A 22,230-nucleotide genomic window follows, 5' to 3' on the forward strand; every position below is an offset into this window, starting at 1 on the left:
GGCAAAACCGCACAGCCCACCCTCTGATTAATACACACCCACAAGAGCCTACACGGCAGGCCTTCTCGGTTGCACCAATAATTATTTCAGATTATAGATAAATTATTCTGATTCCGGGCGAGCCAACCCCAGCGCGATTTTATAATGTTTTCGGCATACCGAAACATAACTTTCATTCCCACCAATAACTACCTGAGCCCCTTCAATCATCGGCTTGCCATGTGCATTGAGACGTAAAACATGATTGGCTTTACGCCCACAATGACACACCGTTTTTAGCTCTATCAGTTTATCCGCCCAGGCTAATAAATAATGACTGCCACTAAACAATTCCCCTTTGAAATCGGTTCTCAAACCATAACACAGCACTGGAATGTCTAATTGGTCAACAACGTCACATAAGGCCCACACCTGTTCACGAATCAGGAACTGACTTTCATCAATTAACACACAGTGAATAGTTTGCTGGCGATGTGCTTGCTCAATTTCACGGAATAAATCAGTTTGTTCGTTAAACAATAAAGCAGGTGATGACAAACCAATACGGGAACTGACGATACCGCTAACCCCTGAGCGGTTATCTATTTCAGCAGTGAATACAACCGTCCTCATTCCCCGTTCCTGATAGTTATATGAAGACTGTAGCAACGCGGTGGATTTCCCTGCATTCATCGCGGAATAATAAAAATAAAGCTGCGCCATGGCCCCTCATCGACGGCGTTTGCCGGTTAGTTATCATTAAATTTATTGTAACATAGGCACGAGAAGTGACGAAGATTTAACGCCAGCCACCCGTTTTCTGTTTCATATCATGAAACACTTTGTCGCTTTGCCATATAAAAAATCGCCATAAAATTGCAGTGAAACACAGCAATAGTCAGGCTTGGTTATTTGCATGACGATTCACGTCAGGGGAATGTATTAGCGAACTTGTTTAAAGTTTATATTGCCAGTTAGCTCGTGACACCCGCTTAAATTTACTAAATTTTAGCAACCTGACAATTTTCCCTATTGCAGAAAATAAAACAGCAATCTATTATCTCTGTACTGTCACCAATTATATTTATTCCGAGATTAATCCAATGAGCGAAGCACTTAAGATTCTAAACAACATCCGTACCCTGCGCGCCCAGGCCAGAGAATGCACCCTGGAAACGCTGGAAGAAATGCTGGAAAAACTGGAAGTCGTGGTTAATGAACGCCGCGAAGAAGAAAGTCAGGCACAGGCGGAAATCGAAGAGCGCACACGCAAATTACAGCAGTATCGTGAAATGTTAATTGCTGACGGCATCGACCCTAACGAATTGTTACAGTCTGCTGGCGCAAGCAAAGTTGTTGGTAAAGCCAAGCGCGCAGCTCGTCCGGCCAAATACCAATACACCGACGAAAATGGCGAAGTGAAAACCTGGACAGGCCAGGGCCGTACGCCTGCCGTTATTAAGAAAGCGATTGAAGAACAGGGCAAGGCTCTGGAAGATTTTCTGCTTTAATTTACGCGGATTCATGTGTAAAAAAACACCCCTTCCTGGGGTGTTTTTTTTATCTGCACACAATATTCACGCTCAAGAAATGCTCCCATGCTCATTTACCATTGTGATGAGCATGGGTAACTCGATTAATGCGCTTCTTGCTCTACGGCGTCTTTCAGCCACTGAGTGAAATCATCACCCAATGCATCGTGGCGAATACCATATTCTACAAATGCAGCCATGTATCCGAGCTTATTACCACAGTCGTGACTGATCCCCTTCAGGTGATACGCCTCAACAGTCTGTGTTTCCATTAGCATTGCAATTGCATCAGTTAACTGAATTTCATTACCTGCACCGGGTTGCGTTTTCTTCAGCAGCTCCCAGATTTCAGCAGACAGCACATAACGGCCAACGACCGCTAAATTAGAAGGCGCTTCAGCAGCTTTCGGTTTTTCTACTACACCAACCATGGGGGCGCTATCACCGGGTTTTAATTCCACGCCTTTACAATCAACCACACCGTAGCTGCTGACGTTCTCAACCGGCTCCACCATTATCTGACTATGGCCGGTACTATAAAAACGCTGCAACATTTCACTTAAATTGTCTTTCTTCAAATCGGATTCATATTCATCAATAATGACGTCAGGCAAAATAACAGCGACAGGTTCATCCCCGACTAACGGATGCGCGCACAACACAGCATGCCCCAGCCCTTTTGCCAACCCCTGGCGCACCTGCATAATAGTCACATGCTCCGGGCAAATAGATTGCACTTCTTGCAATAACTGGCGCTGAACGCGTTTTTCCAGCACCGCTTCCAGTTCAAAACTGGTATCAAAATGGTTTTCAATGGAATTTTTAGAAGAGTGTGTAACTAAAATAATCTCATTGATACCGGCGGCAATACATTCATTAACTACATATTGAATTAACGGTTTATCCACCAACGGCAGCATTTCTTTGGGAATGGCTTTGGTAGCCGGCAACATGCGCGTTCCCAATCCAGCAACCGGGATGACCGCTTTTTTTACTTTTTTATTAACAGTTGACATAAACAACCTCGTATATATCGTTCAAATAATGAGCTTTATTTGGCCGGTGCATAAAACGGCGAAAGTATATCAGGTTCAATGCGAGATGCGCGCCCATTCTGGAAAGCAGCCTCAGGATCATCAGCGACATACTAGGGAATAAAAGAGAATAACGATAGCGCCCCCTTGCATGAAGTTTCGGGAAATGGCTCGCTATCAGATTAGTCTGTAGAGAGCATCAAGCGTAAACGTCCTCCCTGCCCCCACACCAGGCATTCCCATGCACCACACGGGTAACTGAGCTGATTAATATAAGCCGCCTCCATCGTGCCAAGCGGTACGCCATTATTTAACTCAACATGCTGCCCGTTGGTAGTTAATGTCGCGTGCAGCCCTGCTGAAATCAAAATCAGGCGTTGTAGTTCGCGGTGATAATACCCGACCAGTAACGGGAAACGCCCCTGAAGATTGGCCTGACGTAATAACTGATTGACCTGGTTAAGCAGTACGGGTAATTCGGGAAGACGCTGCTGTTGATGAACCAGATGCTCTTGCAACAGGTTATTGAACAACGAGCGTAATAGCAGGGCAGCCAGCACACCATGGTTATTGCTGGCCTGAGTCACATCAAGGCAATAAAACGCCAGTTCATCAGCAGACAGCGCTGCACTGTCTAACACTAAGCCTGGTTGGTCTGCCGCCGTTAGCTGGCGGTAATTGATTCGACACTGCGCCAGTGTCTGTTGCACGGGCGGCTGTAACTGTGCGAGCAGCGTTAATGCCGCTCCCGGCGTCCGATTCAGGGCATCCAAATCAAGCATAAGCTGCTCAACTTCATCAGCCACGGAGGTAAACATCGTCGGATACAGACAGGCCATGACTGACTCGCGCAGGCGGGAGTAATCGTGGATAGGTTTAAGGAGCACATCCTGCACACCAAGACGCAGAATTCGGGCGATATCCGCCAAATGGCTGGTCGCCGAGACGACTAGCACTGGCGTGCTGGCATCCTGCAACCGCAACCGTTCGACGAACTCAAATCCCCCCATCATCGGCATATTCAGATCACAAATGATCAGGTCTGGTGGCCGTTGGGCTATTTTCTCTAATCCTTCTTGACCGTTATCTGCCTCGCAGACGGTCGCCCCAGCGACGTCAGATAGCCGGTCAGCACGGAACGGAAAACAGCATCATCCTCAACAACTAAAATATGTTTTTCCGTCAGTGGATTCGCCATTAATGACCTCTTGCCCGGCTTGTCGTCATGTATTGACGTATTCAAAATCAGCAACCATGCTATACACCTCTGTTAACCAGCGCCATCAAGAGATCGTGTTGTTTCTCCACGGCTAACCTGCCAGCGTCTATCGCCTCACGCGCACGATGAAAATCCAGCGTGGCAATTTGCGGACAATAGGGTTGAATCAATATATCAGGTGGATCACCTGCCATACGATGCATCTTCAGCCGATTCTCTAATATCTGTATGGAGGTACTCATTATCTCCATTGCGGTTGGCGTTACACTGGCAGGGCGAAAATGATCAGACAAACGTTCACGCAAGCGCTCGCGCCAACCGTGAGGCGATGCAACCCTGTCAGGCTGGGCGGGTGGTTTGGCAGATAACAGGTCATGATGTTGCAAACTGGCATCGTGCTGTAAGTCTACCGCAATAACAACATCTGCTCCCATTGCCCGCGTCAGTGACACCGGAACCGGGTTAACCACCGCACCATCAACCAGCCAGTAACCATTAAACTCAACCGGAGCCAGCAGGCCTGGCATACTACAGGATGCTCGAATCGCCAGATGCAAATCGCCTTGCGTCAGCCAGAGCTCACGCCCAGTGCTCAGGTTAGTTGCCACTGCACCATACTTGATAGCACACTCTTCAATATGTTGCGTACGTAGCAAATGCTTTACATGATTGAAAACACGATCGCCTCGCAGTAATCCGCCTCGCCGCCAGGAAAAATCCATCAGCCGGATAACATCCCAATAGCTAAATCCATTGACCCAACGCGTCATGCTGTCAAGCCGATGCGTGGCGTACGCTGCACCGACCAACGCCCCGACGGAACATCCCGCGACCACATCAGGGATGATGCCGCGCGCCTCCAGCGCATTCAGTACACCGATATGCGCCCATCCCTTGGCCGCACCTGAGCCTAATGCCAGACCGATTGTCACCTTACGCATCTGCCCCTCCTGTTAGTCTATTCTAGGCGTACATTGACGCCTTTGTACTCAGGCAGCCCGGTTATTGCGACATCTCAACGCGATTAGGTAACATAGCGCACGTTTTACCCATGGTGCCTCAAGCCATTAACCTATTTGCCCGTTTTGCAGGAGATATTGTGTCCGAATATTGCCCGTGTGGCAGTGGTCAGCCCTACATTCAGTGCTGCCAGCCTTATCTGCGACGTGATGCCAACGCCGCACGCCCGGATGTATTGATGCGCTCACGTTACACCGCATATGTCTTGCAGGATGTCGAATACCTGCTTGCCACCTGGCACCCGGATTGCCACGCAGAAAACTGGCGTGATGAAATAGCCGCCAGTTGTCACGATACGCACTGGCTTGGTCTGAACGTGCTGGCAGTCAGTGCAGGGAAAACGGCGGATGAAAGCTATGTGGAGTTTGCCGCCAGCTATCACAGTACCTCATCGCCCGCACAGCGGGTGCTGATGAGAGAGCGTTCGCGCTTCCTTCACCATCACGATCGCTGGTACTATGTTGACGGCGTTCACCTGCAAACCGGCAGGAATGATGCTTGTCCTTGTGGTTCCGGCAAAAAATACAAAAAGTGCTGCGGACACTAACACCCTTGAATGAACGTGACGTTCGCATTGTCGCGTTACGGCAACATCTGATTTATGTTTTGGACAGGATCCCAAACCCCATGCAATCCCAGACTATCCAACGGAAAATTTTACGGACAATCTGCCCTGACGCAAAAGGGCTTATCGCCAAGATAACCAACATCTGCTACAAGCACGAACTGAACATCGTGCAAAACTCAGAGTATGTTGATCACCGCACCGGGCGCTTTTTTATGCGCACCGAGCTGGAAGGCATTTTTAATGACAACACCCTGCTGGCAGACTTAGACAGCGCATTGCCGGAAGGTGCCGTGCGGGAGTTAAGCAGCGCCGGGCGTCGTCGTGTCGTCATTCTGGTGACGAAAGAAGCGCATTGTCTGGGCGATTTGCTGATGAAAAGCACTTACGGTGGCCTTGATGTCGAAATCGCTGCGGTGATTGGCAACCATGATACGCTACAAACGCTGGTCGAACGTTTCGATATTCCATTCCATCTGGTCAGTCACGAAGGCATGACGCGTGAAGAACACGATCTGAAAATGATCGCGCAAATTAATCAATACCAGCCCGATTACGTTGTCCTCGCAAAATACATGCGCGTACTGACACCCGCATTCGTCCAGCACTACCCGAACCGGGTTATCAACATCCACCATTCGTTCCTGCCCGCCTTTATTGGCGCGCGCCCTTACCATCAGGCTTATGAACGTGGGGTGAAAATCATTGGTGCGACGGCGCACTACGTGAACGACAATCTGGATGAAGGCCCGATTATCATGCAGGACGTTATTCATGTTGACCACACCTACACGGCAGATGACATGATGCGTGCGGGCCGTGATGTGGAAAAAAACGTCCTCAGCCGGGCACTCTATCATGTTCTGGCACAGCGCGTTTTTGTCTACGGTAATCGCACCATTATTCTGCGCTAACTGTCTGCATTGATGCGGTTTTCACCGCCTGTTGTCTGTAATGGCAGCAGGCGGCATAAAAAAACGGCAAACGCGCCTGTTTTTGTTTTTTCTGCCTTTACAGCGGCGTGGCATTTGATATGATGCGCCCGCTTTCACAACAAAGCGCAACAGGCCAGTGGTGGGGTTCCCGAGCGGCCAAAGGGAGCAGACTGTAAATCTGCCGTCACAGACTTCGAAGGTTCGAATCCTTCCCCCACCACCATCTCAAACGCACGCTGTGCGCCACAGAAAAACGCTTAGTCAGCCCCGTTTACACCCATCCAGATATCATCTCATCCACACCAATGCACTGACTTACTTTCATGATGGCTTTTGGTCAGAGTAGCCAGCACAACGTCAAACCCGAGCACCGGCCCCTGATAGCATTGATCGATAGCAATAGCGTTATAAATAGTATGGGCGTTGGGTGAGTTACTCTTTCCAGCGCCCCGGCATATAGCTAAAGACCGGTAACTGCCACGACCAGAAAATCGCCGCCAGCCGCACAGATAAGCCCACAGAAAAGGCAATCAGTTGATTCAGGTCGTGGTTGACATTCAGCTCTCGCAACCCCAGATAGATTAATGCCACCAGCAGTGACACACAGGCATACAGCTCTTTGCGCAACACCATCGGCGTGCGATTGCAAAATATATCGCGCAAAATACCACCAAAAATGCCCGTCGTGATCCCGGCCATCACCACTACCGTGGGGGAATAGGCAAGCTCCAGCGCGACCTTGCAACCAATAATGGTGAAGGCCACCAGCCCCATCGCATCCAGCACCAGAAACAGCCGATGCAAATGGTGCATCACCCGCGCAGCCAGCACAGCGAGCAAACCCGCACCGATGGTGAGATAAATATAGGCAGGATGTTGTGTCCAGACGATAGGGTAATTGCCCAGCAGAATATCGCGTACCGTGCCACCCCCCAGGGCAGTGATAAACGCAATCATTGAGACACCGAAAATGTCCATGTTACGGCGACCGGCCGCCAGCGCACCAGACATGCCTTCGGCCGTAATGGCAATCAGATAGATATAGGTCAGCACTCACGTACTCCAGTGAATTGTGCCCCTCCCTCTGTCCTTTTACCTGAGAGTTTACGCGGCTAAACCGCTTGCCCCTTCGGTGGGTTGCCTGGCAACCGCTCTCCAGTTGGCGTCATAGAAATATGCAGTAAGGAAGCCTGAGCGATTATGGGAGTTTGCGCCTTCGGCGGGAAAACCGGCGGTATTCCGCTCTCCTGCAAGCGGCGCAGTATACGGGCTATTATTGAGTGCATCAACCAGCCATCAGAGAAAATGATGGCAGCCCAAAGCGGCGCAACCGCCTGCCGTGACTCCGCCGGCGTCTTTCTGCTACCATCAGGGAACGTTTTGTTAACAACGGCAGCGAACATGAAGTTTGTTTCTTTTAATATCAATGGGCTGCGCGCCCGCCCCACCAGTTGGCCGCAATCATTGAGCAACATCAGCCCGATGTTATTGGCCTACAAGAAACCAAAGTCCACGATGACATGTTTCCGCTTGAGGAGGTCAAGCAGTTTGGCTACCACGTTTTCTATCACGGGCAAAAAGGCCATTATGGTGTCGCGCTGCTGACCAAAGCCGAACCCCTCGCGGTGCGCCGGGGTTTTCCCAATGACGAGGAGGATGCACAGCGCCGGATTATCATGGCCGATATCGCCACCTCATTAGGCACCTTAACCGTGGTGAATGGCTATTTCCCTCAGGGGGAAAGCCGTGACCATCCGGTTAAGTTCCCGGCTAAAACCCGCTTTTACCAGGACTTGCAGCACTACCTTGAGCAGCACCATCAGGCAGACCACCCGGTGCTGGTGATGGGCGATATGAATATCAGCCCAACGGATCAGGATATTGGCATTGGCGAAGAGAACCGCAAACGCTGGTTACGCAGCGGAAAATGTTCATTTTTGCCAGAAGAGCGCGAATGGCTGGCCAGGCTTGAACAATGGGGGTTGGTTGATACGTTCCGGGCGGCCCACCCCGAGTGCCAGGATCGTTTTTCATGGTTTGATTATCGCTCTGCCGGGTTTAATGACAACCGGGGCCTGCGTATCGACTTGATCATGGCCAGTGCACCATTAGCCAGCCGCTGCCAGGCTACCGGTATTGATTACACCATTCGCGCAATGGAAAAGCCGTCTGATCATGCGCCGGTATGGGCGGAGTTCTCGCTCTAATCAGGCGAAACGGCCGGGTGAAGGCACAGCGGGGCTGCTACAGCCCCGCAATAGCCTATCGGGATAACACGGTTTATTCTTTACGTCACTGCCCGTCGCGGACAATACGCCAGAGCAGATTATTGGTACCAAGGCTGGCTTTATCGCGCTGACATTGCAGTAATACCCCTTCGGCCTTAATCACCGCGCCTTCGGAATAATTCCGGTTCTGATAAATACAGCAACTCATGCAATGAGGCGCTGTCTCGTGCGTCGTATTTGCGCCATTGCCTGCGCCCCAGACCACCTGGGGTGGCACCGGCACCACCACCTCGGTACTCACCGCCCCTGATGTTGCGCCACCGCGCCCTGCGTTGCTGTTGCTATTGCTATTGCTATTGCTATTGCTATTGCTATTAACATTGCCGTTACTGCCCGGCAGCACAACCGGATTGCCCTGCGTGATGACCGTCGTTTGTGACGCAGCCAGCGCCAGCGTTGACATCAGCAAACTGGCTGCCATCAGGAAACTGCCCAATGCTTTCATCTGTCTTACTCCTTTTTGGTGGCTGAACGCGCGGTGCGACGCTTGCGCCCGGCCGGTTTTGCCGGTGGCAGCCCGCGAAAAGCATGGATATTACCACCGGTCCGGGCCTGATGAATCAGCTCATATAATGATTGCGTCAACGGTTGCATGAAATCCTGATAACGACACCGTTTTTCGCTTATCTGTGTCAGCGTGGCTTCCCAGTGCGCCGTCATGTCTGGCTGGGTAGCCATCGGCGGTAATGCGTGAATCAACGCTTTACCGGTTTCTGTCGCATGAATATAGCGCCCTTTTTTCGCTAAAAACGCGCGTTTAAACAACAATTCAATAATACCCGCGCGCGTCGCCTCCGTCCCCAGACCATCGGTATCACGCAGGATTTTCTTCAGCGCTTTATCCTGTACAAAGCGCGCAATACCGGTCATGGCTGAAAGCAGTGTCGCATCGGTAAACGGCCGGGGCGGCTGAGTCTGGCGAGCCACCACCTCACCCCGCTCACACAATAACACCTCACTTTTTGCCACCACCGGCAATGGCGTCCCTTCATTCTCTTCGTCGCGCTCCTTGCTACCGAGTAAAGCCCGCCACCCTGCCTCCGCCAAAAACCGGGCCCTGGCGACAAATTTTCCCCCGGCTATCTCCAGCTCGATAACACATTTGCGAAACACGGCATCGGCGCAAAATTGCATCAGGTACTGCCGGGCAATCAACCCGTAGATCTGGCTTTCTGACTCACTGAGTACGGTGCGGGTACTGCGAGCTGTCGGGATAATTGCGTGGTGGGCATCAACTTTGCTGTCATCCCAACAACGATGACGTCTTGATGAATCAACCGCCGGTTGCGGCAACAGACCGGGTTGATGCACGGCTATCGCATCCAGCACTGCCTGACGCCCGGCAAAATGCTCCTCTGGCAGGTAACGGCAGTCAGATCGTGGATAGGTTATCAGTTTGTGGGTTTCATACAGTCGCTGACAGATATCCAGCACCTGCTGGGCGCTGAGCGCAAAACGTCTGGCCGCTTCAATCTGCAAGACCGACAGTGAGTACGGCAACGGTGCCACATCGGACTCGCGCTTATCGCTATAGGCCGTGACCGTGGCCGGTTGCCCTTCAATACGTTTAACCACATGCTCGGCCAGCGGCCGATGCAGCAAACGCCCCTCTTCATCCTGATAAGGTTCACAGGACTCGCTGGGTTGCCACAACGCGGTAAAACGCTCACCCGCCGGGGTGAGGACATGCGCCTTCACTTCGAAATAATCTCGGGGGATAAAGTGCGCTATCTCTTCATCGCGGCGTACCACCAGCCCCAATACCGGCGTCTGTACCCGCCCCACAGACAGCACACCCTGGTAACCCGCCTGTTGCCCAAGCAGGGTATAGGCACGGGTCATGTTGATACCGTATAACCAATCGGCGCGTGAACGGGCGAGTGCTGACACACTGAGCGGGATGAATTCTCGGTTCTCCCGCAGCCGGGTGATGGCTCGCTCCACCGCCTGCGGATTGAGGTCATTGACCAGGCAGCGACGCGCCTGCTGGCGTTTGGTTTCCGGCAGCGCCAGATATTTCAGCACCTCATCAACCAACAGCTGCCCTTCTCTGTCTGGGTCTCCGGCGTGAATAACCTCATCGGCCTTCGCCAGTAATGTTTTGATGACCGAGAGCTGTTTACTGACTTGCGCGCGTGGCTGTAAACGCCACTCCTGCGGCACGATGGGTAAATCCGCCAGCGACCAGCGCGCATAACGGGCGTCATAGGCATCCGGCTGTGCCTGCTCCAGCAAATGGCCGACACACCACGTCACCACATCCCGTTCGCCACAACGGATGAATCCGTCATGGCGCTGATGGGGTTTCGGTAACACATCGGCAATGGCGCGTGCCAGACTGGGCTTTTCCGCAATAAACAATCGCATATTTCACCGCAAGGCAAAGGCAGAACAGGCCGCCTCCCTGCCAGAGGGAGCGGCCTGATGCACATAAAAACAGAGATTAGAAATAGCTGACAAATTTTGCGCTATCCACCGCCGTAACAGCGGCAGACGCTTTAAGCTGAGGTGTACCGAGGTAAAGAAAGCCAACAATTTCATCGCGTTCACGACAACCAAAAGCCTCTCGCACCAGCGGGTGATGCGTCCAGGCACCGCTACGCCAGATGCCATTGAAACCCTGCGCCAGTGCGGCCATCTGCATGGCCTGCACCGCGCACCCCGCCGAGACCACCTGCTCCCAATGCGGCACTTTCGGATTGTCTTCGCAGTGCGCGATAACCGTGATAATCATCGGTGCACGAAACGGTGCCTGACGCGCTTTTTCCTGCGCCGCGTCATCCAGTTTGTCGTGCAAGGACGCCTTAACCAGCAGGTCACTAAAACGCGCCAGCCCCTCATCCTGAATAATGGAGAAACGCCACGGCTGTAACGCGCCATGGTCAGGGGCCCGCAAACCCGCACGTAAAATATTTTCCAGCACATCACCCGCCGGAGCCGGAGCCGCCAGACGGGACGCAGAACGACGATTTAAGAGCAATTCCAGAGCATCCATCACATCTCTCCTGTCATGAAAATCTGTTGTCGATAAAGGCGGGACGATCGCGCGCAACGGTAGCACAGGTAGAAGATTTGTTACAAGTTGCCTTCAAGCAGGCCACTGTCTGGCAAGATAAATAGCTGACATTTGTGGCTGCGCTCATTAGGATACCGCTGTGATTTACACGACGTTTGCAATCACAAGTCAGAGGTGTAACTCGCACAGTTTAAAAACCGTTTTTCTGTTGATGGAGTGGACATGCGCACAATGTGGCGAGCTTTCAGTGGGTTATTCAGGATGACATGGCGTCTGCTGAATTTTATCCGCGAATTTATCCTCAATCTGTTTCTGGTGTTGCTGCTCCTTGTGGGTGTCGGCATGTACAGCCAGTTCAAACCCTCGTCGGCTGAACCCGCCAAAGGCGCACTGATGCTCGACTTGACGGGGGTTGTGGTAGACAAACCCTCCGTCAATAATAAATTGCGTCAGTTTGGCCGTGAATTTTTCGGTGTCTCCGCCAGCAAGCATCAAGAGAACGCCCTGTTTGATATTGTTGACAGCATTCGTCAGGCGAAAGATGACAGCAATATCACCGGAATGGTGATGGACTTGTCGGATTTTGTCGGTGCGGACCAGCCTTCGCTGCAATATCTGGGCAAAGCGCTGCGTGAATTCCGCGATGCAGGCAAACCCATTTTTGCGCTTGGTGATAACTTTACCCAGTCGCAATATTATCTGGCCAGCTTTGCCAATAAAATCTACCTGACGTCTCAGGGTACGGTTGACCTGCACGGTATTGCCACCAGCAACCTCTACTACAAGACATTGCTGGATAACCTGAACATCTCAACACATATCTTCCGCGTGGGTACTTATAAGTCCGCTGTCGAACCCTTCATCCGTGATGATATGTCTTCTGCGGCTCGTGAGGCTGACAACCGCTGGCTCTCCTCATTATGGCAGCACTATCTCGATACGGTTGCAGCCAATCGCCAGATAACGCCTCAGCAGCTTTTCCCCGGAGCAGACACCCTTCTCAGCAACCTACGCCAGCTTGACGGTGATACCGCCCGTTATGCGCTGGAAAATAAGCTGGTTGATGAGGTAGCTTCCCGCACGGTTATTGAGCAAACCCTGAGCAAAACGTTTGGCTGGGATGCAAAAAACAAGCACTTCAATTTCACCAGTATCTACCACTACACACCTTCCGCCCCGGTAACGGACGAAAATGAAATCGCTGTAGTCTTCGCCAGCGGAACCATCGTTGATGGCAATGAGACACCGGGATATGTCGGTGGCGATACCACCGCGGCACAAATCCGTGATGCCCGTCTGGATCCCAAAGTGAAAGCGATCATTGTGCGTGTCAATAGCCCCGGCGGCAGCGTAACCGCATCCGAGCGAATCCGCGCAGAGCTCATGGCAGCACGAGAAGCGGGAAAACCGGTCGTCGTGTCGATGGGGGCAATGGCGGCATCCGGAGGTTACTGGATTTCAACACCCGCCAACACCATTATCGCAAGCCCCAGCACGCTGACAGGCTCAATTGGTATTTTTGGTGTGATCACCACCTTTGAAAATACGCTTGATAGCGTTGGTGTGCATACTGATGGTGTCTCGACGTCACCGTTGGCTGAGTTGTCACAAACCAAAGCGTTATCACCACAAATCAGTCAAATGATGCAACTGAGCATTGAGCGCGGTTACCAAAATTTCGTGTCACTGGTCGCTCAGGCGCGCAAGAAAACCCCCCAGGAGATTGATGAAATTGCGCAAGGCCATGTCTGGATTGGCAGTGATGCCAAAGCGAACGGACTGGTAGACCAGCTAGGCGATTTTGATGACGCCGTGAAAAAAGCATCAGAACTTGCCAAACTGGATCATTACCAGTTGAGCTGGTTTAGCGAGCAGCAAGATCTGTTTGACGTCATGTTCAGTCAGGTCAGAAGCTCAGTTTACGCCATGCTGCCTGGCGCATTACAGGCGATGTTACCTGCACCGGTCGCGCAACTGGCACAAACAGTACACGCGCAAACATCGGTGCTGGATGCATTAAACGATCCTCAAAATCGCTACGCACTCTGCCTTAACTGCACGCTGGTGCGCTAATCACACCCGCACCTCAGCCCGGTGAAAGCCGGGCTGTTTTTAGTCGGTAAACCTTCTTATAATTTAGCTTAACCATGTCGACGGTGTTTCATAACATCAGCGGATTGCCCCAACCAACAGAGCACAGCACAACTATCCATGCACAAGAAATCCATTTATGTCGCTTATACCGGCGGTACCATCGGTATGCAACGCTCCGAACACGGCTATATTCCGGTTTCAGGCCATCTGCAACAGCAACTGGCGCAAATGCCGGAATTTCATCGTCAGGAAATGCCTGCGTTTACTATCCATGAGTACACCCCGTTAATTGACTCTTCGGATATGACACCGTCAGACTGGCAATCGATTGCTAACGACATTCAGCAACACTACGACCAATACGACGGCTTTGTTATCCTGCATGGTACCGATACGATGGCTTTTACCGCCTCGGCGCTCTCTTTTATGCTGGAGAACTTGTCCAAACCGGTTATTGTGACAGGGTCACAAATTCCACTGGCAGAATTGCGCTCTGACGGGCAAACCAATTTGCTCAACGCGCTCTATGTCGCGGCGAATCACCCGGTCAATGAGGTCAGCCTGTTCTTTAATAACAAGCTGCTGCGCGGAAACCGCACCACCAAAGCGCATGCAGACGGCTTTGATGCGTTTGCCTCTCCCAATTATCCGCCGCTGCTCGAGGCCGGGATCCATATTCGCCGTCTGACGCCCGCTTCACCGACGACGACAGATAATACGTTGATCGTGCATCCGATTACGCCTCAGCCTATCGGCGTGGTCACTATTTATCCCGGCATCTCCGCAGATGTCGTGAGTAACTTCCTGCGCCAGCCGGTAAAGGCTTTGATTTTACGCTCTTATGGTGTAGGAAACGCACCGCAAAGTTCCGGCTTACTTGAAGAGTTACGGCATGCCTCGGCGCGTGGCATTGTGGTCGTCAATCTGACGCAGTGTATCTCCGGGCGAGTCAATATGGAGGGTTACGCGACCGGTAATGCATTGGCGCAAGCCGGTGTCATCAGCGGATATGATATGACGGTTGAAGCAGCACTCACGAAACTGCATTATCTGTTAAGCAGAAACGATCTCTCGCCGGAGAAAATTCGCCAACTGATGCAACAAAATCTGCGTGGTGAACTGAGCGATAAGGACTGATCGTTTTGCGGCTATCGCCTATTATTTCAACCATAGCGCCTCATCACCCGTCATCAAGAAGAGCACATCATGAACAGAGCACTATTGCTGGTGGATATTCAAAATGATTTCTGCTCGGGCGGTGCCCTGGCAGTATCCGGGGGAGATGAGGTGGTAGCGGTAGCCAATCAGGCAATGTATGCCTGCCAGCAGGCGGGAGTGCCCGTCATTGCCATTCAGGACTGGCACCCCGCCAGCCACCGTAGTTTTGCCATCAATTCAGGCACCAGGGTTGGTGAGGTGGGTGAACTGGAAGGGCTGCCGCAGGTATGGTGGCCGGTGCACTGTGTACAAAACAGCCCTGGAGCCGACTTACACCCGGAACTGGATCGGAACGCAATCGTATCGGTTATCCACAAAGGCACCTATGACGATATTGACAGCTATAGCGCCTTTTTTGACAACGACCACCGCACATGCACAGCACTACATGACTGGCTCCGCGCCAGAAACATCACCCGGCTGAGTATCATGGGGCTGGCGACCGATTATTGCGTCAAGTTTACCGTGCTTGATGCACTGGAACTTGAATACCAGACCGAGATTCTGGTTGACGGCTGCCGGGGCGTCAATCTGCGCCCCAGAGATAGCCAGCAGGCGCTTGATGTGATGGTCAAGCACGGGGCAACGCTCACTACCCTGCCAAGCTTTATTGCCTCTTTACGCCACTAAGCACGCATTGATGCACCAATGCAACGCCGTTTAGTCAACCCGATGAATACGGATGTCAACCGCGGTTACCTTAGTTTTGTGGTTTCAGTATCGTAATGTTGAGATTGTCATTGGCAAAACGTTGTTTAAGCTCTTGTTTGCTCTTCATTTCAATCTCACCATGCGTATTGATGGTCATGTGGTCTGCCTCCTGGTTATGACGAGCCTGCCATAACATCACCATCTGCAACGCGTTTTCTTTCTGCTGTGTTGTCAGTGCCACCCCATCAGGCCATTTCCCGAGCTCAACCGCCGTTGTCAGGCGCTGATAAATTTCTGGTGTCATGCTGTTTATCACATCATTCAGTTCCATATTTTCCTGCCTGAAGTCAGATTTTAGCTGAAACGATTCAAGTCAATTTATCCAATTAGCGAGATTAACCATCAATATGCTGGCCGTCCTGTTCATCGACAAAACGCAGCGACGCGGAATTGACACAATAGCGCTCACCCGTGGTGTCTTGCGGGCCGTCGGGAAACACATGCCCCAAATGCGCATCACAGTGCCCGCAGCGGATCTCAACCCGATGCATATGATGAGAATCATCATCCAGATAGCGGATCGCTTCCTCAGAAACCGGGCGGTCAAAACTGGGCCAACCACAGCCTGAATCATACTTATTATCTGAATAAAATAGCGGCTGCTGGCAACACAGACAGTGATAAACCCCGGTACGACGGTTGTGCAGTAGTCGGCCGGTGTAAGGGCTTTCCGTTCCACGCTGTTGTGTCACATAGCGCTGTAACTCGGTTAATTCGTCCAGGTTTGGTTTAAAAGGCGTACTGTTGGTCATCCGATGCTCACTAAAACATAATTTTCGCCAGAGTGATGAAGCATAATTCTAACAAAAAGTTAACACCGCCACAGCCTATTTTGGCCTACACTTGGCCCCGTGCAGAGAAGGCATTTTTAATTGTGATCACCATCACAATTACGTCGCGGACAGGTGTTTCCCGGCCAGTGCCTCCCCCTATCATTAAGTCAGGCTCTTTAATGAGGCTGATAGTGGTTTATCGCGCAACTGTTGTTCGGAGTTTTGACTTACCGCAATGATTGACACGATTCCGCTTGACGCTCAGTAAGGTTTTTGTAATTTTACAACCAACCTTTTATTCACAAACCAATAGCTGGTGGAATATATGACTATCAAAGTAGGTATCAACGGGTTTGGCCGTATTGGCCGTATTGTTTTCCGCGCTGCACAGGAACGTTCTGACATCGAAATCGTTGCCATCAACGATTTGCTGGATGCGGATTACATGGCATACATGCTGAAGTATGACTCTACCCATGGTCGTTTCAACGGCACCGTTGAAGTGAAAGACGGTCATCTGGTTGTCAATGGTAAAACCATCCGTGTTACTGCTGAGAGAGATCCGGCTAACCTGAAGTGGAATGACGTGGGTGTTGATGTTGTTGCTGAAGCAACCGGCATCTTCCTGACCGACGAAACCGCTCGTAAACACATTCAGGCTGGTGCCAAGAAAGTGGTTCTGACTGGCCCGTCCAAAGACGATACTCCGATGTTCGTTATGGGTGTTAACCACGCCTCTTACGCGGGTCAGGAAATCGTTTCTAACGCTTCTTGTACTACCAACTGTCTGGCTCCGCTGGCTAAAGTTATCAACGACAAATTCGGTATCGTTGAAGCGCTGATGACCACTGTTCATGCAACCACCGCGACTCAGAAAACTGTTGACGGCCCGTCTCACAAAGACTGGCGCGGCGGTCGTGGCGCAGCTCAGAACATCATCCCGTCCTCTACTGGTGCAGCTAAAGCTGTAGGTAAAGTTATCCCGGCTCTGAACGGTAAACTGACTGGTATGGCGTTCCGCGTTCCGACTCCGAACGTCTCCGTCGTTGACCTGACTGCACGTCTGGAAAAACCGGCAACTTACAAAGAAATCTGTGAAGCCATTAAAGCAGCATCTGAAGGCGAGCTGAAAGGCGTGCTGGGCTACACCGAAGATGACGTGGTTTCCACCGATTTCAACGGCGAAAAACTGACTTCTGTGTTTGATGCCAAAGCCGGTATCGCACTGAGCGACACCTTCGTGAAACTGGTTTCCTGGTATGACAACGAAACTGGCTACTCTAACAAGGTGCTGGATCTGATCGCCCACATCTCTAAATAATGTGGCGATGAGCTGACAGATGAAAGGGCGACGTGGTCGCCCTTTTTTATTGGTTGTATTAACGAAGATTCTCAAGGCAACTATCACACCATGAACGAGAACATTTATTCGCTTCCCATCGATAACGCAATCACCCCTTACCTGAGCCAGCGCCAGCTAGATCAACTGCCGATTATTGTTGTCGATCACCCCCAGGTTCGTGCCGCTGTTGCACTGCAAGGTGCTCATCTGTTGAGCTGGCAGCCGACAGGGGAAAAACCGGTACTGTGGCTGAGTGACAATACGCCTTTCGAAACCGGCGTGGCCATTCGCGGTGGTGTGCCCATCTGTTTCCCGTGGTTCGGCCCGGCAGCTCAGCCTAATCACGGTTTTGGACGCCTGATGGCGTGGGAATTCACCTCCCACAGTGAGCAGGCTCAGGGCATCACACTGACCTTTACACTGCGGGATAACGAGCAAACCCGCGCCAGTTGGCCAAACGCGTTTACCGTGCTGGCCCGTTTTCATTTGAGCGCGCAAGAGTGTCAGATGGAATTGGAATGCCACGGCGATTACAGCATCACCAGCGCGCTGCATACCTATTTCGAAATTGGTGATATCAACCAAATTCGTATCAGTGGGTTGGGCGAGCACTTTATCGATAAAGTGAATGATGGCAAAGTCAGCACGCAGCAAGGCGACCTGACATTCGCCGATCGCACTGACCGTATTTATACGCAGCCGTTATCCCTCAGCGTAATCGAAGACCCGGCGCTGCAACGCACTATTGAAGTGCGTCACAGCCATAACAGCGATGTCGTCGCCTGGAATCCAGGAGCTGAGCTGTCGCGCACCATCAGCGATATCACTGACGATGGCTACAAAACGTTTGTCTGCGTCGAAACCGCACATGTCAGCCAGCCGTTTGTGGCGACCACCCATGCACCGGCTCGGTTATCTACCGTCATTCGCCTGCGCAAGTAATGCGTTGACCGGTGGCATGATGACGGCTTACCCGGCATCATGCCACCGAACACATGCCGCCATCAGCACAATATGTTACATGTTACACCACATCCAGTGGTTGTTTACTGCGTGGTGCAGGGTATGCCCTGTCCAGGCAGGCTATCTCTTCTTGTGACAACGTCACACTCAAGGCGGCCGCATTCTGCTCTACGTGTGCCAGTGAGCTCGCTTTAGGAATGGCAATGACACCTGACTGACGGATGACCCATGCCAGCAGCACCTGTGCGGGCATCAGGCCACGTTGCCGGGCGATGTCAATGACACTCGGGTGATTCATTAAGTCATGACTCAGCTGTCCGGCCTGAGCCAGCGGGCAATACGCCATCACAGGCATATGACGCTGTTGGCACCAGGGCAGCAGATCGTATTCAATCCCTCTTGACCCTAAATGATACAACACCTGATTGGTCTGGCACTGCTCTGCGCCCCTGTAGCCCCAAAGCTCTGCCATATCCGCCATATCCAGATTAGACACCCCCCAGTGGCCTATTTTCCCTGACTGGCAGAGTGTTTCCATCGCTGAAATGGTGTCTGGTAACGGTATACCGCCGCGCCAGTGCAGCAGATATAAATCGATGCGTTCGGTCTGCAACCGCTTCAGGCTGCCTTCACAGGCGGCTATCGCCCGCGCCCCGCCTGCATTATGCGGATAGACTTTTGATACCAGATAAACCCGCTCCCGACGGCCTCGTATCGCCTCACCAACAACCTGCTCTGCCCTGCCATCTGCATACATTTCAGCGGTATCGATCAGCGTCATACCAAGATCAATCCCCGCCTGTAATGCCCTCACCTCATTGCGCCATTGTTGAGCATGCTCTCCCATAAACCAGGTTCCCTGGCCTATCGCCGCAACGGTTGTGCCATGCGTAAACATCACCTGTTTTCTCATTATCACCTCCTGCTTTGCCTGGTGTAACGAACAGCTATCGCACTGTTTATGGGCAAACACACCAAGGCTGCACTTTTTTCATGCGGCATATCGACAAATGCAGTGCATAGGCGGTGATAAATCAACGGCTTCATGCGTTGCCCTGATGTCACACCACTCAGCCACGGTGTGAAATGCCATTACGTTAACCAGAGCGTTGATGGTTCCCACGTTACTATCGGCTAAATACGCTATCGGAGAGCGTTGTTATATCGTCACAGCCGCAAAGCAATGTACAGCAGGTAATGCCACCTTTTTACCCCGCGCTGCATCACATTACTGCAAAAGAAACATAAGTTATAACGCTTTAATCTGCCCACTGACACACCGCGTCTGACACGGGCTGGCAGGGCATTTTGCCGGTTGTCGCCGAAGTGAGTCATTGAAATATCTTAAAATTACGAGCCAAGAATAGAGGAAATTTTATGGATGCAAACTACGCTTTAAACAAGGATGTGGATTTCAACTGAACATGCTCAGGTGCGGTTTGCCCGCCCTGCCCCAGATACCATGAAGTTGGCATAAGGGTTGCTGTATTCAGTCAAAGAGATCCTCTTCCGAGAGAGCCACCCATTACACAGGCATTATGCATACCATTCGCTCTCTTACTCTGTGTTAATCGACGAAGGACGGGCAACGCTATGAACATATTTGATCATTACCGTCAGCGTTACGACGCTGCCAAGGACGAAGAATTCTCTCTACAGGAATTCCTTACTATCTGCCAGCAAGACCGCAGCGCGTACGTGAATGCCGCAGAAAGATTGCTAATGGCCATCGGTGAGCCTGTCATGGTAGACACCGCTCAGGAACCGCGTCTGTCTCGTTTGTTTTCCAACCGGGTAATCGCTCGCTACCCTGCATTCGAAGAGTTTTATGGTATGGAAGAGGCTATAGAGCAGATAGTCTCGTACCTCAAACATGCCGCGCAGGGGCTTGAAGAGAAGAAACAGATCCTCTATTTGTTAGGCCCGGTCGGCGGCGGGAAATCCTCATTGGCAGAACGGCTCAAAGCGCTGATGCAGCGGGTACCCATTTATGTATTAAGTGCCAATGGCGAACGCAGCCCGGTCAATGACCACCCGTTGAGCCTGTTTAACCCACAGGAAGACGCCAGCATTCTGGAAAAAGAATACAACATCCCTCGCCGCTATCTGGGCACCATCATGTCCCCTTGGGCTGCCAAACGTTTGCAGGAATTTGGCGGTGATATCACCAAATTCCGCGTTGTCAAAGTCTGGCCGTCCATTCTGGCGCAGTTGGCTATCGCCAAAACCGAACCTGGTGATGAGAATAATCAGGATATTTCTGCACTGGTCGGTAAAGTCGATATTCGCAAGCTAGAACACTTTGCACAAAATGACCCGGATGCCTACGGTTACTCCGGCGCGCTGTGCCGTGCCAACCAGGGCGTGATGGAATTTGTGGAAATGTTCAAGGCACCAATCAAGGTGCTGCACCCCTTGCTGACAGCGACACAGGAAGGTAACTATAACGGTACCGAAGGCATTGCAGCCCTGCCGTTTAATGGCATTATTCTGGCGCACTCCAACGAATCAGAATGGGTGCAATTTCGCAACAATAAAAACAATGAGGCCTTCCTTGACCGTGTTTACATCGTCAAAGTGCCCTATTGCCTGCGCGTCTCGGAAGAGGTCAAAATCTACGACAAGCTGCTCAAAAATAGTGAATTGAGCCATGCTCCTTGCGCCCCAGGTACGCTGGAAACGCTGGCGCGCTTCTCGATACTGTCTCGCCTGAAAGACCCGGAGAACTCCAGCATTTACTCAAAAATGCGGGTCTATGATGGTGAAAGCCTGAAAGATACCGATCCCAAAGCCAAATCTTACCAGGAGTACCGTGACTACTCGGGTGTTGACGAAGGCATGAAAGGCCTCTCCACACGTTTTGCCTTTAAGATCCTCTCGCGGGTATTCAATTTTGACCACAGCGAAGTCGCCGCCAACCCGGTACACCTGTTCTATGTACTGGAGCAGCAAATCGAACGTGAGCAGTTCCCGCAAGATGTGTCAGAGAAGTATCTGGAACACCTGAAAGGGTATTTGATCCCGAAATACGCTGAATTCATCGGTAAAGAGATCCAGACCGCTTACCTTGAATCCTATTCAGAGTATGGCCAGAACATTTTTGACCGCTATGTGACCTACGCCGACTTCTGGATTCAGGATCAGGAATACCGTGACCCAGACACCGGACAGCTGTTTGATCGTGAATCACTGAATGCGGAACTGGAGAAAATTGAGAAACCGGCAGGCATCAGCAATCCGAAAGATTTCCGTAACGAAATCGTCAATTTCGTCCTGCGCGCCCGGGCCAACAACAATGGCCGCAACCCGAACTGGACTAGTTACGAGAAGTTGCGCACGGTCATTGAGAAGAAAATGTTCTCCAACACGGAAGAATTACTGCCGGTGATTTCGTTTAACACCAAAACGTCAACGGAAGAGCAGAAAAAACACGATGATTTTGTCGATCGGATGATGGAGAAAGGCTACACCCGCAAGCAGGTACGTTTGTTATGCGAATGGTACCTGCGTGTAAGGAAGTCGTCTTGATGCCACGCATCGA

19 protein-coding genes, 1 tRNA gene, 2 pseudogenes and 1 riboswitch are annotated in these 22,230 nt (G+C 51.5%); of the genes and pseudogenes, 11 read left to right on the forward strand and 11 right to left on the reverse strand.

The annotated features are described in order from the left end of the window. Nucleotides 1-102 precede the first annotated feature (102 nt). Complete coding sequence (locus DAQ1742_RS10255; protein ID WP_035342041.1) at nucleotides 103-702, reverse strand: thymidine kinase; 600 nt, start codon at nucleotides 700-702, stop codon at nucleotides 103-105. Between the two features lie 380 nt (nucleotides 703-1,082). Between DAQ1742_RS10255 and hns the strand changes: the two genes are divergently transcribed. After that, complete coding sequence (gene hns / locus DAQ1742_RS10260; protein ID WP_035342042.1) at nucleotides 1,083-1,490, forward strand: histone-like nucleoid-structuring protein H-NS; 408 nt, start codon at nucleotides 1,083-1,085, stop codon at nucleotides 1,488-1,490. A gap of 125 nt (nucleotides 1,491-1,615) precedes the next feature. Here the strand turns inward: hns and galU are convergent, their stop codons facing one another. The 3 genes and pseudogenes from galU to rssA all read right to left on the reverse strand — a co-directional run bounded on the left by galU (nucleotide 1,616) and on the right by rssA (nucleotide 4,705). Further along, on the reverse strand, nucleotides 1,616-2,527 hold the full coding sequence (gene galU / locus DAQ1742_RS10265) for a UTP--glucose-1-phosphate uridylyltransferase GalU (protein WP_067486947.1): 912 nt from the start codon (nucleotides 2,525-2,527) through the stop codon (nucleotides 1,616-1,618). Nucleotides 2,528-2,727: 200 nt separating this feature from the next. After that, nucleotides 2,728-3,743 (reverse strand): annotated as a pseudogene (gene rssB / locus DAQ1742_RS10270) (two-component system response regulator RssB). 59 nt (nucleotides 3,744-3,802) lie between these two features. Beyond that, the gene (gene rssA / locus DAQ1742_RS10275) at nucleotides 3,803-4,705 is read right to left on the reverse strand and encodes a patatin-like phospholipase RssA (protein WP_035342047.1); all 903 of its coding nucleotides are present in this window, start codon (nucleotides 4,703-4,705) and stop codon (nucleotides 3,803-3,805) included. 158 nt (nucleotides 4,706-4,863) lie between these two features. Here rssA and DAQ1742_RS10280 point away from each other — a divergent pair, with 158 nt between their 5' ends. The 3 genes from DAQ1742_RS10280 to DAQ1742_RS10290 all read left to right on the forward strand — a co-directional run bounded on the left by DAQ1742_RS10280 (nucleotide 4,864) and on the right by DAQ1742_RS10290 (nucleotide 6,507). Further along, a complete protein-coding gene (locus tag DAQ1742_RS10280) occupies nucleotides 4,864-5,331 on the forward strand; it encodes a YchJ family protein (protein WP_035346009.1) in 468 nt (155 codons plus the stop codon). An 80-nt stretch (nucleotides 5,332-5,411) separates the two neighbouring features. Further along, on the forward strand, nucleotides 5,412-6,263 hold the full coding sequence (purU, locus tag DAQ1742_RS10285; protein WP_035342049.1) for a formyltetrahydrofolate deformylase: 852 nt from the start codon (nucleotides 5,412-5,414) through the stop codon (nucleotides 6,261-6,263). Between the two features lie 159 nt (nucleotides 6,264-6,422). Further along, nucleotides 6,423-6,507: transfer RNA gene (locus DAQ1742_RS10290), tRNA-Tyr, on the forward strand. A 209-nt stretch (nucleotides 6,508-6,716) separates the two neighbouring features. Here the strand turns inward: DAQ1742_RS10290 and DAQ1742_RS10295 are convergent. Then, nucleotides 6,717-7,337 (reverse strand): trimeric intracellular cation channel family protein, encoded by a 621-nt coding sequence (locus DAQ1742_RS10295; RefSeq protein WP_035342051.1) that lies wholly within the window; start codon nucleotides 7,335-7,337, stop codon nucleotides 6,717-6,719. A gap of 21 nt (nucleotides 7,338-7,358) precedes the next feature. Beyond that, nucleotides 7,359-7,453, reverse strand: a riboswitch (glycine riboswitch). 232 nt (nucleotides 7,454-7,685) lie between these two features. Here DAQ1742_RS10295 and xthA point away from each other — a divergent pair. Further along, nucleotides 7,686-8,491 (forward strand): annotated as a pseudogene (xthA, locus tag DAQ1742_RS10300) (exodeoxyribonuclease III). A gap of 85 nt (nucleotides 8,492-8,576) precedes the next feature. Here xthA and DAQ1742_RS10305 read toward each other — a convergent pair. The 3 genes from DAQ1742_RS10305 to DAQ1742_RS10315 all read right to left on the reverse strand — a co-directional run bounded on the left by DAQ1742_RS10305 (nucleotide 8,577) and on the right by DAQ1742_RS10315 (nucleotide 11,567). Continuing rightward, the gene (locus DAQ1742_RS10305; RefSeq protein WP_371327845.1) at nucleotides 8,577-8,993 is read right to left on the reverse strand and encodes a DUF1496 domain-containing protein; all 417 of its coding nucleotides are present in this window, start codon (nucleotides 8,991-8,993) and stop codon (nucleotides 8,577-8,579) included. A 29-nt stretch (nucleotides 8,994-9,022) separates the two neighbouring features. Next, nucleotides 9,023-10,939: a DNA topoisomerase III gene (locus DAQ1742_RS10310; protein WP_067486950.1), complete on the reverse strand. Its 1,917-nt coding sequence runs from the start codon at nucleotides 10,937-10,939 to the stop codon at nucleotides 9,023-9,025. Between the two features lie 76 nt (nucleotides 10,940-11,015). After that, nucleotides 11,016-11,567, reverse strand: coding sequence for an NAD(P)H nitroreductase (locus DAQ1742_RS10315; RefSeq protein ID WP_035342064.1), 552 nt, complete (start codon nucleotides 11,565-11,567; stop codon nucleotides 11,016-11,018). A 243-nt stretch (nucleotides 11,568-11,810) separates the two neighbouring features. Here DAQ1742_RS10315 and sppA point away from each other — a divergent pair, with 243 nt between their 5' ends. From sppA to pncA, 3 genes are all read left to right on the forward strand, one after another. Further along, nucleotides 11,811-13,661, forward strand: coding sequence for a signal peptide peptidase SppA (sppA, locus tag DAQ1742_RS10320; protein ID WP_180706098.1), 1,851 nt, complete (start codon nucleotides 11,811-11,813; stop codon nucleotides 13,659-13,661). Between the two features lie 138 nt (nucleotides 13,662-13,799). Continuing rightward, the gene (ansA, locus tag DAQ1742_RS10325) at nucleotides 13,800-14,819 is read left to right on the forward strand and encodes an asparaginase (protein WP_035342068.1); all 1,020 of its coding nucleotides are present in this window, start codon (nucleotides 13,800-13,802) and stop codon (nucleotides 14,817-14,819) included. Between the two features lie 69 nt (nucleotides 14,820-14,888). Further along, nucleotides 14,889-15,530, forward strand: a complete 642-nt coding sequence (gene pncA, locus DAQ1742_RS10330) for a bifunctional nicotinamidase/pyrazinamidase (protein WP_035342070.1) — start codon at nucleotides 14,889-14,891, stop codon at nucleotides 15,528-15,530. 70 nt (nucleotides 15,531-15,600) lie between these two features. On the opposite strand, the gene DAQ1742_RS10335 is transcribed toward pncA, so the two are convergent. Together DAQ1742_RS10335 and msrB are read right to left on the reverse strand one after the other, a co-directional pair. Beyond that, the gene (locus DAQ1742_RS10335; protein ID WP_035342073.1) at nucleotides 15,601-15,882 is read right to left on the reverse strand and encodes a YeaC family protein; all 282 of its coding nucleotides are present in this window, start codon (nucleotides 15,880-15,882) and stop codon (nucleotides 15,601-15,603) included. Between the two features lie 64 nt (nucleotides 15,883-15,946). Next, complete coding sequence (gene msrB / locus DAQ1742_RS10340) at nucleotides 15,947-16,363, reverse strand: peptide-methionine (R)-S-oxide reductase MsrB (protein ID WP_035342076.1); 417 nt, start codon at nucleotides 16,361-16,363, stop codon at nucleotides 15,947-15,949. Nucleotides 16,364-16,709: 346 nt separating this feature from the next. On the opposite strand from msrB, the gene gapA reads away from it, so the two are divergent. Beyond that, on the forward strand, nucleotides 16,710-17,705 hold the full coding sequence (gene gapA / locus DAQ1742_RS10345; RefSeq protein WP_035342079.1) for a glyceraldehyde-3-phosphate dehydrogenase: 996 nt from the start codon (nucleotides 16,710-16,712) through the stop codon (nucleotides 17,703-17,705). 90 nt (nucleotides 17,706-17,795) lie between these two features. After that, nucleotides 17,796-18,668 (forward strand): D-hexose-6-phosphate mutarotase, encoded by an 873-nt coding sequence (locus DAQ1742_RS10350; RefSeq protein ID WP_035342081.1) that lies wholly within the window; start codon nucleotides 17,796-17,798, stop codon nucleotides 18,666-18,668. A gap of 82 nt (nucleotides 18,669-18,750) precedes the next feature. Here DAQ1742_RS10350 and DAQ1742_RS10355 read toward each other — a convergent pair whose 3' ends face one another. Further along, complete coding sequence (locus tag DAQ1742_RS10355) at nucleotides 18,751-19,602, reverse strand: aldo/keto reductase (protein ID WP_035342083.1); 852 nt, start codon at nucleotides 19,600-19,602, stop codon at nucleotides 18,751-18,753. A gap of 680 nt (nucleotides 19,603-20,282) precedes the next feature. Between DAQ1742_RS10355 and yeaG the strand changes: the two genes are divergently transcribed. Further along, nucleotides 20,283-22,217, forward strand: a complete 1,935-nt coding sequence (yeaG, locus tag DAQ1742_RS10360) for a protein kinase YeaG (RefSeq protein ID WP_035342085.1) — start codon at nucleotides 20,283-20,285, stop codon at nucleotides 22,215-22,217. Nucleotides 22,218-22,230: the final 13 nt, after the last annotated feature.

It is taken from the genome of Dickeya aquatica (genome assembly GCF_900095885.1).
In the GTDB taxonomy this organism is placed as follows: domain Bacteria; phylum Pseudomonadota; class Gammaproteobacteria; order Enterobacterales; family Enterobacteriaceae; genus Dickeya; species Dickeya aquatica.